General features: G+C 42.2%; 9 protein-coding genes. 8 read left to right on the top strand and 1 reads right to left on the bottom strand.

Annotated features, from left to right (window positions below):
• Nucleotides 1-127 precede the first annotated feature (127 nt).
• Nucleotides 128-760, top strand: a complete 633-nt coding sequence (locus tag H5122_RS17180) for an OmpA family protein (RefSeq protein WP_002959537.1) — start codon at nucleotides 128-130, stop codon at nucleotides 758-760.
• Here H5122_RS17180 and H5122_RS17175 read toward each other — a convergent pair whose 3' ends face one another.
• Nucleotides 761-2,539, bottom strand: coding sequence for an ABC transporter transmembrane domain-containing protein (locus H5122_RS17175; protein WP_182682722.1), 1,779 nt, complete (start codon nucleotides 2,537-2,539; stop codon nucleotides 761-763).
• Between the two features lie 91 nt (nucleotides 2,540-2,630).
• Between H5122_RS17175 and H5122_RS17170 the strand changes: the two genes are divergently transcribed.
• The 7 genes from H5122_RS17170 (at nucleotide 2,631) to H5122_RS17140 (ending at nucleotide 12,372) form a co-directional block, all read left to right on the top strand.
• On the top strand, nucleotides 2,631-3,029 hold the full coding sequence (locus tag H5122_RS17170) for a DUF3224 domain-containing protein (RefSeq protein WP_182682721.1): 399 nt from the start codon (nucleotides 2,631-2,633) through the stop codon (nucleotides 3,027-3,029).
• A gap of 17 nt (nucleotides 3,030-3,046) precedes the next feature.
• On the top strand, nucleotides 3,047-3,229 hold the full coding sequence (locus H5122_RS17165) for a hypothetical protein (RefSeq protein ID WP_182682720.1): 183 nt from the start codon (nucleotides 3,047-3,049) through the stop codon (nucleotides 3,227-3,229).
• A complete protein-coding gene (locus tag H5122_RS17160; RefSeq protein ID WP_182682719.1) occupies nucleotides 3,230-3,847 on the top strand; it encodes a LysE family translocator in 618 nt (205 codons plus the stop codon). It begins immediately after the preceding gene.
• Between the two features lie 167 nt (nucleotides 3,848-4,014).
• Complete coding sequence (locus H5122_RS17155) at nucleotides 4,015-6,888, top strand: TonB-dependent receptor (RefSeq protein WP_182682718.1); 2,874 nt, start codon at nucleotides 4,015-4,017, stop codon at nucleotides 6,886-6,888.
• 22 nt (nucleotides 6,889-6,910) lie between these two features.
• The gene (locus H5122_RS17150) at nucleotides 6,911-11,212 is read left to right on the top strand and encodes an alpha-1,6-glucosidase domain-containing protein (RefSeq protein ID WP_182682717.1); all 4,302 of its coding nucleotides are present in this window, start codon (nucleotides 6,911-6,913) and stop codon (nucleotides 11,210-11,212) included.
• A 176-nt stretch (nucleotides 11,213-11,388) separates the two neighbouring features.
• Complete coding sequence (locus H5122_RS17145) at nucleotides 11,389-11,934, top strand: PH domain-containing protein (protein WP_182682716.1); 546 nt, start codon at nucleotides 11,389-11,391, stop codon at nucleotides 11,932-11,934.
• 36 nt (nucleotides 11,935-11,970) lie between these two features.
• Entirely contained in the window at nucleotides 11,971-12,372 is a 402-nt protein-coding gene (locus H5122_RS17140) for a DUF1801 domain-containing protein (RefSeq protein ID WP_024594837.1), read from the top strand.
• Nucleotides 12,373-12,378 lie beyond the last annotated feature (6 nt).

The following is a 12,378-nucleotide window of genomic DNA, read 5'->3' as shown; positions in this document are numbered from 1 at the left end:
ACGGCACATTAGTTTGAGGTCTGTTTAACAATCAAGCAAGATGCGCTGCTTTTAACACTCTCTTCATAGTTTGTTCATACATGTATTTGCATACTCTTGCTAAATTCTTAATGAATAGGGTATCACCATGACTTTAACTAAATCACTTTTAAGCGTAACCGTAGTAGCTGTATTACTTTCTGGTTGTGAAATGAATAACACCGGCAAAGGTGCGGCTATTGGCGCAGCAGCGGGTGGCGTATTAGGTAAAGCAACAAGTAACCATAAAGATAAGCGTATTTTTATAGGCGCTGCTATCGGCGCACTAGCTGGCGCTGCAGTGGGTAACTACATGGATAAGCAAGAAGAAGCATTTCGTGATGAACTTGCAGGCTCTGGTGTTGAAGTTGTACGTGAAGGCGATAACTTGCGTTTAGTTATGCCATCTAATATTACGTTTGCGACCGACCAATCTTATATTTCGTCTGGCTTTAACGATACCTTAGATGCTATTGCTAAAGTGATGAACAAATACGAAAAAACGTACCTAAGTATTGAAGGCCACACAGATAGCACAGGTAAAGACAGCTACAACATGAATCTATCGCGTGAACGTGCTCAAAGCGTTAAAAACTACTTAGTGAACCAGCAGATTATGGCTGAGCGTGTAAGTACTATGGGTTATGGCGAAACACGTCCAATTGCGACTAACGATAGTGCAAATGGCCGTGCTCAAAACCGCCGTGTAGAAATTCAAATAGTGCCAAACACAGAAGAATAATTAGTCCTTATTAAACTGTAATTCACACAGTTTTTGATACAACGGGTTACTTGCTACTAATTCTTGGTGGGTACCCGTTGCTATAATCTCTCCATTTTCCATTACCACAATCACATCGGCATGTTTAACCGTTGCCAGCCTATGGGCAATAATAAGCGTGGTGCGGTTTTGCATTAAATGCTCAAGCGCTGCTTGTACATGGTGCTCACTTTGAGCATCGAGTGCGCTGGTGGCTTCATCAAGAAGGAGTATTTCAGGGTCTTTTAAAATAGCGCGTGCCAGTACAATACGCTGCTTTTGCCCACCCGATAACCGCACACCTTGCTCACCTAAAAAACTGTTATAACCTTGTGGTAATTGTTTAATAAATTCATTTGCATGGGCATGTTTGGCAGCGGCATATACTTGCTCGTCACTTGCTTTTGGGTTGCCGTAGCGAATGTTATGCATTACATCGGAGCTAAACAAGATAGGGTTTTGCGCGACCATACCCATTTTACCTCTGAGGGTATTAAGCGATAATTCTTTAATGTTTATATCTTTAAATTTAATGGCTCCGCTAGCCGGATCGTAAAAGCGCTGTAGTAATTCAAATAAGGTTGTTTTACCTGCGCCAGAAGGGCCAACAATAGCCACAGTTTGGCCTTGAAGTATATTTAAACTTATTTTATTAAGTGCGCTTACGTCTGGGCGAGAAGGGTAGTTAAAGCTTATATTCTCAAGCGTAATAGCAGGGCTGTTACTATTTTTTAGTAAGTTACTATCTTGTGGATTTAGTGGGTTTTCTATCTCACTTTTAACAGCAAGTAACTCAAGTAATCTTGCAGCTGCGCCTGCTGCGCGTTGTAGTTCGCCATATACTTCAGCAACGGTTGCCACCGACATTGCTACCATAATAGCGTAAAACACAAAGGCTCCTAGCTCACCGCCAGTCATGGTACCTGCTAATACGTCGCTGCCGCCGACCCACAGCATTGCGCTAATAGCGCTAAAAGTTAAAAATATTACCGTTGCAATTAAAAACGAACGTTGCTTAATGCGGCTTTTAGCCACATTAAAGGCTTTTTCGGTTTCAAGTGCAAAAGCGTGCTGCTCTTGCTCTTCGTGGCTATAGCTTTGCACAACTTTAATATTTTGAATGATCTCGCCGGCATAGGTGCTTATATCGGCTATGGCATCCTGGCTGGAGCTTGCAAGTTTGCGCACCTTTTTACCAAATATCATCATAGGAACAAGTACCAACGGCACACAAGCAACAACCACTAAAGTAAGTTTTAAATTAGTAAACAACAGCATAGCAAGTCCACCAACCAGCATAAGTACACTGCGAAGCGCCATAGAAAATGATGAACCAATAATTGATTGCAGTAATGTTGTGTCGGTTGTTAAACGCGACATAAGCTCGCCACTGCGGTTTTCTTCAAAGTAGCTTGGGTGCAAAGTAACAATGCGATTAAACACGGCTTTGCGAATATCGTTACTGACTCGTTCGCCAATCCACGACATTAAATAAAAGCGGCTAAAGGTGCCCGCGGCCAATAAACTAATTAAACCAATAAGCACTAATACAGCTTGTTGTAGCTGATCTTTAGAGCCAGCTATAAAGCCATGATCTATGACAAACTTAACCCCTTGACCTAATGATAAGTTAACACCAGCGGTGACTAAAAGGGCAGTAAGCGCCGCCACTACCATCCATTTATACGGTTTAATAAACGCAAAAATAGGTAATAAACTACTAAAAGCGGCTTTTTCGGGCTTAGGGCTTGTTTTTGACATAGTGGATTCTTTTTAAAGGTTAAGGTATAGATATGGCACTAAGATAATAAAAATCAATACTTTTAAACATTAGCATCAATAAGGAAACGTTATGACTACTGCAACCGTAAGTGGAGAATTTAATGTAAATTTGGCCCCAATAGAAGGCTACGCAAGCGGCCAAAACGGCGTTAATTTAGGGCGTATGTCGATAGATAAAACATTTAAAGGTAGCTTAAATGCCACCAGCCAAGGCGAAATGCTAAGCGCCATGACTCCTACGCAGGGCAGTGCTGGTTATGTTGCCATAGAGCAAGTAATAGGCGAGCTTGAAGGTAAAAAAGGCAGCTTTGTACTACAGCATTTTGGTACAATGGATAAAGGTCAAGACAGCCTAATTTTAAATGTAATTCCCGACTCAGGCACTCATGAGCTAGAAGGGTTAACGGGCAGTATGAAAATACGTATTCAGCAAGGGATTCACCACTACGATTTTGAATACACTTTATAAGATACACAAGGATTAAAATGCAAAAAGTAATCGAATTTAGAAAGACCCGTTTTTTGGGTGGGGTAGATATAGTCGCACTGAATGACCGCATACAGGAATTAAACCAAGATGGCTGGAAAGTAATAAACGCAGTGCCCTTGGCAGGCTTTTATGGGAAAGTGCATGGTTATACTTTATTTATTGAAACTGACGAGTTTTAAATGACATTTACAGTATGGTTAAGCCTAGCGGCTATTTGTATGATGGGCGCAATGTCGCCAGGGCCAAGTTTAGCGGTGGTTTTAAAGCACTCACTTAACGGCAGTATGAAAAACGGAATGCTTGCCGCGCTCAGCCATGGTACTGGTGTTGGGTTATACGCAGGTGCATCGTTATTAGGGCTAGGCGCTTTAATGATGCAGTTTCCGACTGTTTATCAAATGCTGGTGTATTTAGGCGCAGCCTATTTGGCATATTTAGGTATAAAAATATTGCTAGCAAAACCCAGCAATAACGAACTTGAAGTACAAAAAAGTGAAGTAAGTGCTGGCCAAGCTTTACAAGATGGCTTTGCTATTGCCTTTTTGAACCCCAAGCTCGCTATTTTCTTTTTAGCCTTGTTTTCGCAATTTATTGACCCTCAGCTACTTACTTTAAGCGTGGGTATAATTATGTGTTTAACCGTGTTTGTAATTGATACCGGCTGGTATTTACTGATCGCGTTACTGACAGAGGTTTCAAAAAATCGCTTTGGTTTTACCAAGCAAAGTCCGTGGCTTGATAAAATATTGGGAGTCATATTTATTGCCCTTGCGATAAAAGTGGTGCTAAGCCTTTAAATCGCGTTCCCGATGCAGGGGCGCGTGCCTCTATGCCCCCTGCAGCCTAACCCTCATGCCCTGCATACGTATTCATCACAATAAGTTCACCTTTTAGTTACAATTTATTGGTTGTGTTTTAAACAACACAGCAATACCTGACAACAATAACTCAAAGGTTCACACACATGGACAAGTTTAAACTAAGTGCACTTATGCTGGCTTTATTTGCCGCTAATAGTGCATTGGCTGCAAACGAAAATTCAACAAATCAATTACCCAGCACACAAGTTGAAGATTTAGAAATTATTGAAGTGCGAGGCTTTAGTCGCAGTTTAATCCAATCTTTAAATCAAAAGCGTTTTAGCGATACGGTGTCAGAACAAATTTCTGCCGATGATTTAGGGGCGCTGCCTGATATTTCAATGGCCGATGCACTTACACGATTACCTGGTATTTCAGCGGTACGAACGGGCGGGCAAGCAGCGCAAATTAATATACGCGGGCTGTCGGGCGGGTTTGTATTTTCAACACTTAACGGCCGTGAGCAAGTATCTACGAGTGGCAGCCGCAGTATTGAGTTTGACCAATATCCGTCAGAATTAATTAGCTCCGCGGCGGTATACAAATCGCCAAAGGCATCGCTTATTGAAGGCGGCGTGGCCGGTACGGTAGAGCTTGAAACCGCCAGCCCACTCAATAACGACCAAACACATAAATTTGTAGCTAATGTGCGCGGTATGTATAACGACCGCGCCTCAGAGGTATCTGATGCCACTGAGTTTGGCGACCGAATTAGTTTTTCGTATCAAGGCAAATACCTAGACGACACATTGGGCGTGGCGCTGGGTTATGCGCGCTTGTTTCAGCCAAGTGTAGCAACGCAGTTTATTGGCCTTGCTTACAACGACACAAAAGATGTAGATGGCGCAGCTAACGACACCAATGGCCCTTTAGCTAACCCAGAAAACGAATACATTAGCGAAGGCTTTGAGCTACAGCATTTAGGTGGCGAAGAAACCCGTAATGGCTATTTAGCAGCCATAGAGTGGGCACCGGCAGATAACTTTAAATTAAAAGGTGATGCGTTTTTATCGCGCTTTGATAAAGAGTCGTTTGCCCGTGGCCTGAGGGTTAAATTAGGCGGGCCAACAGCTGCATATGCAAACGCTCAGCTCGACGGTAATGCCGTAATAGGCGCAGCGGTTAACCGTACTTCGCAAAGCTATACCCGCGTTGAAATAGTTAACGACGACAACCAAGACTTTGACGAAGTAGATAGTTTTGGCATTAATGCCGATTGGCAGGTAACCGATAGATTAAGCGTAAATGCCGATGTGTCGCTTTCTCGCGCAAAAAGTAATTTTAGAAATGGCTTACTGTGGAGCTTAGTAGCAGAAGATGCCAATGCAGAAACGCCAGTATTTGATAACAACGTAGCAATTAACTATCAATTAAACGGCTTAAATTTACCTGACGTTGGGTTTAATCAGGCGGCCGCCTTTAGCGATATAGACCGTGTAATGGTCAGCAAATATGGTATTTACCCAGATCAAACAGAAGATGAAGTAACGGCATTTAAGCTCGATTTTAAATATGAGCTAGAAAGCGACATATTTAGCTCAGTAGAGTTTGGTGCGCGCTACTCAGATAGAGAGTACAGCCGAAAACGATCGGTATTTGAGTACGGTAACGATGGGGCGTTTTCAGCAACGCAACCCCCTTTGCGCTTAACCGACGATATGGCATCAGTGGTTGACTGGCAGGGCGAGTTTAGTTACTTCCCGTCGTATTTAGCCATTGATTTAGACAAAGCACTTAACGCATGGTTTCCAGATGGCACGCCAGAGCCAGTGCAAACATGGGGTAATGCCGATGGCGTAGACGACGCGCAAGGTTACACAACTAACTATTCGTGGTCAGTACTGCAAAGCGGCTCGGTGTTTGAAGATGTGCTAGCTGCGTACGTTATGGTAAACATTAACACGCAAATAGGGGGGCTCGACTTATCGGGCAATGTGGGTGTGCGCCGCGTTGAAACCGATCAATCAGCAACGGTGCTAGAGAACGTAGCAGGCGATGCGCGCTTAGGTGCGCAAAATATTGTTGATGAGAACGGCATTGTAAATGATTTATACGCGCCTAATGTATTAGGTACTAAATACACCGACTACTTACCATCATTAAATTTAAACCTGCAACTTAACGATAATTCACTTGTACGCTTTGCTGCGGCTAAAGTCATGTCGCGTGCGCCAATTAACCGCTTAGCGGGCGATGCCAGTGCAAACGTAAGCGATGATGGTGTTATTAATGGCTCAAGTACTAATAACCCATTTTTAAAACCCTTTTATGCCGACCAATACGACTTATCTTACGAATATTATTTTGAAGAAGGTAACGGCACTATCGCAGCAGCGTTATTTTATAAAAATATAGACTCGTTTGTTGAAACCTTATCAATCGAAAACTTCGATTTTAAAGGCAATGGCTTTAACGTACCTGATTCGATAGAAGACCCAGTTAGTGGCGAGCAAGTTGCGACAACAAACGGTATTTACACCACAGCAGTTAATAACGGTGAAGGTGGCTACATTAGAGGGCTAGAGCTTGCTTATACGCAAGTGTTTACCTTTTTACCTGAGCCATTTAATGGCTTAGGTGCTAATGCAAGTTACTCATACACCGAAAGTGAAATTGAATCGATCACCAGTTTAGGGGGCGACACGTTAGCGCAATCTTTACCTGGGCTATCTAATAACGTGTTTAATGCCACGGTTTTTTACTCAATGGATGATTTTGAAACCCGCCTTAATGTGCGTTACCGCGATGAATTTGTATCAGAGCAGGTTGCCATTAACGAGCAAGTGGTTAATTTTGATGCCGAAACCGTAGTCGACTTTCAAACATCTTATCGCTTTAGCGACTCGCTAACAATGCTTTTGCAAGTTAATAACTTAACCGATGAACCAACCCAAAGTTACTTTGGCTCAGAGCAACGAACAGGGACGACTCAGTACTTTGGTCGTCAGTTCTACCTTGGTTTTACATACAGTCATTAATTAGCAAACGGAGCGTTTAAAAATGAAAATTATAACTATGTCTAAATATTTGCTAATAACGTTAGCGTTAATGCTATTAGCAGCGTGTGGTGGAACAGGTGATGTTGAATCTGGTGAACCATTACTTACCTGTAATGTGCCACAAGTCCCTAATGAAGCGGGGTCACAATGTGTCGATCCCGAACCTATATCGTGCCCTGCACCTACAGTACCTGATGAAAATAACGAAAGTTGCGTGGTTGGCGCCGACCCAACCCTGCCAGACCCTGTTGTATTTGCAGGGGAGGGAGAGGCGGTTTTATTTTATAACCGCTTAGCCGATGATAACTACGAAGGCTACCGATTACATTCGTGGAATAACGATGTGTGTGATGCTTATGCACCACCATTTGATACCAGTGATTGGGCTAACGGCCATGAATACGATGGTATTGATCCAAACTACGGTGCGTACTGGATAATTAACCTTAAAGAGGGTTATAACGAATGTGCCAATTTTATTATTCATATTGGTACAGAAGGATCAGGTAAAGCGTTTGGTGATGTTGATTTAACCATGCCGCTGATGCAAGACGATGAAACCTTTCAGCGTATGAACTTTACTATTCATGGCGAGCCTTCGGTGTTTGAATACCCTATATTAAGTTTAGGCGAACGCGCAGTTGCTATAACAGGTGCTTCAGCGCATTGGATTGATTTAAATACTATTTTGTATAAACCAAGTAACGAGCTTACAAGCCTGATTAAGTTACATTCATCAGCTACGGCTGAGCTTGAAGTGGATATTGATACTGGTTTAAACGGCGATACTATTACGCTGCAATCAAGCAATATAACTGATGAGCAAGCGTCAAAAGTACCGCATTTAACCACCTGGAACGCATACGAAGGAAGTTGGGATACAAGCACTGCCAAAACGCTTATTAAATCGCAGCTTGTTATTGCAGGTTACGATAGTGAAGGCACGCTGCTAGAAGCAAGCTATGTGCAAACCGCTAAAGCACTCGATGCCCTTTATACGCAAGGCGAAGATGATGCTAATGAAGCTGTGCTTGGTGTAAACTATGGCAATAACGCGATTGATGTAACTGTGTGGGCACCCACCGCTAATAACATGATGCTAAACGTGTTTGATGATGCAAAAACACAAGTGCACTCTACGCCAATGACATTAAATACACAGACAGGTATTTGGCAAGCAAGTTTAGATATGCAATACGACCGCCACTACTACCGCTTTAATTTTGATGTTTACCACCCACTGACTCAGCAAATAGAGTCGCTTTGGAGCACGGATCCTTACTCACTAAATGTATCTACCAATGGTTTATACAGCCAATTGATTAATTTAGCCGATGAAGACACTAAACCCGAAGGGTGGGATACACGCCTTATTCCTACTGTAGAAAACCCAGAAGATGCGATTATTTACGAAGGCCATGTACGTGACTTTAGTGCGCGCGATAACAGCGTAACAGAGGCTAACCGCGGTAAATACCTTGCATTTACTGAGCTAAATAGTGCTCCTATGCAGCACTTACAAACTTTGGCTCAAAATGGCTTAACGCATTTTCATTTATTACCTATTACTGATATTGGCACCATAGATGAAGACGTAAGTAAGCGTGTAGATATTAGCGATACGCTAGGAGATTTATGTGAGCAAATTAATGATGAAGCCGATGCGTGTAAAACCCAAGATAAAAGCAGCACCATTATTGATTTAATGAGCGGTTATTTACCAGGCTCAGATGACGCACAAGCACTTGCTAATGCTATGCGCAGCTTAGATAGCTTTAACTGGGGTTACGATCCGCATTACTTTATAGCGCCTGAAGGCTCGTACGCCTCAAGCCCAGAGGGCATTGCCCGCGTTAAAGAAACCCGCGCTATGGTGCAATCACTGCAATCTATTGGTCTGCGCGTAGTGCTTGATGTGGTTTATAACCATACAACATCGTCGGGTATTTGGGATAAGTCGGTATTTGACAAACTAGTACCGGGTTACTATCACCGTTATAACGAAGTAAGTGGTGAAATAGAGCGCTCAACGTGTTGTGAAAATACAGCCACAGAGCATGTAATGATGGATAAGTTTGTTAGCGATTCATTAGTTATTTTGGCACGCGAATTTGGCTATGACAGCTTTAGATTTGATGTAATGGGGCATATGCCAAAATCGTCAATTCTTGCAGCACGTGATGCAGTGCAAGCTGTTGATGAAGATAACTACTTTTATGGCGAAGGTTGGGACTTTGGTGAGGTGGCAAATAACCGCTTATTTGTGCAAGCCAAACAAGCCGATATGGCCGGTAGCGAAGTAGGTACCTTTAACGACCGTATTCGTGAAGCCGTTCGCGGTGGTGCATTATTTAGTAATAGCTCAACAGATGGCAATTTAGCAGAGCAAGATACTTTACGTTTGTCGCTTGCGGGTAATTTACAAAACTACATTTTAAAAGACTTTAAAGGTAACTCAGCAAAGGGTAATAGCTTTACTTGGAATACTCAGCCAACGGCGTATGCACTAGACCCTGCCGATAGCATTCATTACGTATCTAAACACGATAACGAAACACTATGGGATCAGCTGCAATATAAACACAGCGCTAACATGAGTATTGAGCAGCGCGTTCGTGCTCATAATATGGCGTTAGCACTCCCTCTTATGAGCCAAGGTATTCCATTTATGCAAATGGGCGCCGACTTGCTACGTTCAAAATCGATGGATCGTAACAGCTACGACTCGGGCGACTGGTTTAACTTTGTTGATTTTACCCAAGATACCAATAACTGGAATATTGGCTTGCCACCCGCACAAGACAACGAAGTGAAATGGCAAGAAATTATGCCTATTTCTGCTAATACCCAAGCGGCTGCACAGCCACAAGATATTACCTTTGCACATGATGTATTTAATGAATTTTTACAAATACGTAGTAGCAGCCCACTATTTAGATTAACCACAGAGCAAGATGTTATTGAGCGAGTGGGTTTTCATAACGTAGGTAAAGCGCAGCAACATGGCTTAATTGTAATGAGCATTGATGATGGCGAAGGGCTAACAGACTTAGACCCTGCATTTGACGCGCTTGTTGTCGTGATTAACGCAACCGAGCAAACCCTTAGCCATACTATTGCCACCGCAGCGGATTTTGAATTACACAATGTATTAAAAAACAGTGTTGATGCAGGTATGGCTAGCGCCAATTTTGCCGCAGGCGATAACGAAGGCACATTTACTGTACCGCCTTACACATTAGCTGTTTTTACTAAAAACCAAGGTGAGAGCCAAGGTGCTGGTTTAAGTGCAAATGCAACCGTAGGGGCACCTGATGTAGTACCTTATGGTAGCACCGCTGTGTTTGTGCGCGGTAGTTTAAACGACTGGGGCACACGCGATGCATTTGAATATATTGGCGATGGTGAATACCGTATAGCAATTGCACTGAGCGCTGGCGATTACGAATTTAAAATTGCCTCTGAAGATTGGTCTACAGTTGATTTTGGTGCGCTTACTGACGCTGATAAAGATGTAGTTGAAAACCAAAGCGAGCCATTAACGCGATCAGGTGCAAACATGACATTTAGCGCTGCCATTGATGCAACCTATGTATTTTCGCTTGATGCTTCAAACCCTGAAAATCCAACGCTTACTTTATACAACGAAGAGCCATTTATAGGCACTGCTATTTATGTGCGCGGTACGCTTAATGACTGGGGAGTAACCGATGAGCTAAGTTATAAAGGTAAAGGCATTTACACCTTTACTAAAACACTGAGCGCTGCAAGCTATGAATTTAAAGTAGCGTCAGAAGATTGGAGCACGGTTGATTATGGATCGGCTGAGGGAGATGCCAGTGTTATGGTTGGCACTGCAGAGCAGTTGTCGGTTGCGGGCGCGAATATGACCATCGACATTGCAGAAGAAGGTGAATACCAGTTTATATTTGACGCCAGTGATTTAAATAACGTATCGCTAAAAGTGCTCAACGCTGAAATGTTTGCACAAACAACGGTATTTATTCGTGGCAGCTTAAATGACTGGAGTACTGATAACCCGCTGATGTACGAGGGTGATGCAATTTACTCTACATCAATAGAGTTAGAAGCAGGTGACTACAAATTTAAAGTAGCGTCTGAAGATTGGAGTACCGTTGATTACGGTGGAGCAGGCGATACGCCGGTAGTGGCAATTGATGAACTAACACCACTTGAAGCCGTAGGTGCCAATATAGCACTAAATATTACCGAACAAGGTACTTACACGTTTAATGTAATAGGCCCAGATAGAGAAAATGTAAGCATACTTATTAATAAGTAGTAGCAGTTTATTTTCCCAGACCTAAGCCGAGCATAGCCCTGTATGCTCGGCTTTTTTGTATGTACATAAGTGTGTGAAAGTATATTTGAATGCTAATTATAAATGTTTGGACTAAATTGCATTCAATATTAGATTGGCGTACTTTTATAAATCCCCAACCATACAAAAGAAAGCTAATGAGTAACTTAACCTTAAAAAGTGCTAATTTTGATCCTAAAGTAAAACAATACTGGATGGTTACTGCCTCGCTATTTGCAATGTTGGCTCTTGTTACTATACCGCTTATACCTATCATTTTACTTATTGTATGGCTGGTGGGCGGACGAATACTCGCAGCTATGTCGGCTGACTTATTACCACAAAAATTGGTAATTAAACGTGGCATATTATTTAAAGAAGAAAAATCTATTCCGCTTGAAAAAATAACAGATGTAGGTTTAAGCCAAGGGCCGCTCATGCGAATTTTTGGATTATATCGTTTAAGCTTTGAAACAGCAGGGCAGTCAGGAAATGGTGCTTTAGTGTCTTTGCTTGGTGTGGTTAATGCGAGTGAGTTTAGAGAGACGATACTTGAGCAAAAAGATGTATTGGCTAATCAAGGTAAAACGTCGCAGCAGGCAACAGAGCAAAGTGAAAAAGAGCTACTGAGAGCACTTACTTATAGCGTTAAAAATATTGAGCAGATGCTACTTGTTTTACTTGATGAAAGGCAGCAAAAGTAACTTGTTTGAACTTGTAATGCTTATAAGGATATTTTTATGAATACGGAAATAGAAAATATATTTAATAATTATCCTGAGATAGTAAAAAGTAAGCTTATAAAATTACGGGAGTTAATTTATACCGTAGCACAAGAGCAAAACTTAGGAGCTGTTGAAGAGTCTTTAAAGTGGGGAGAGCCAAGTTATAACACAATAAATGGCAGCCCCATTCGCGTAGGCTTTAAGGGCTCCTCGTGTTATTTGTTTTTTCATTGCCAATCAAAGCTAGTAAGCACATTTAGAGAGTTGTATTCCCACACTCTCACCCTTGAAGGTAACCGGGCAATTGTATTTAATAGTGAAAAGCCATTACCAGAGTACCCAGTTAAAGAGTGTATTAAATTAGCACTGACTTATCACAAAGTTAAACGCCTACCTTTACTAGGCGCATCATTATAAGTATTC

The organism is Pseudoalteromonas sp. SG43-8 (assembly GCF_014164245.1).
GTDB classification, from domain to species: Bacteria; Pseudomonadota; Gammaproteobacteria; order Enterobacterales; family Alteromonadaceae; genus Pseudoalteromonas; species Pseudoalteromonas distincta.
The sequence above is the reverse complement of the archived record's forward strand: the minus strand, read 5'-3'. Positions and strand labels throughout refer to the sequence as shown.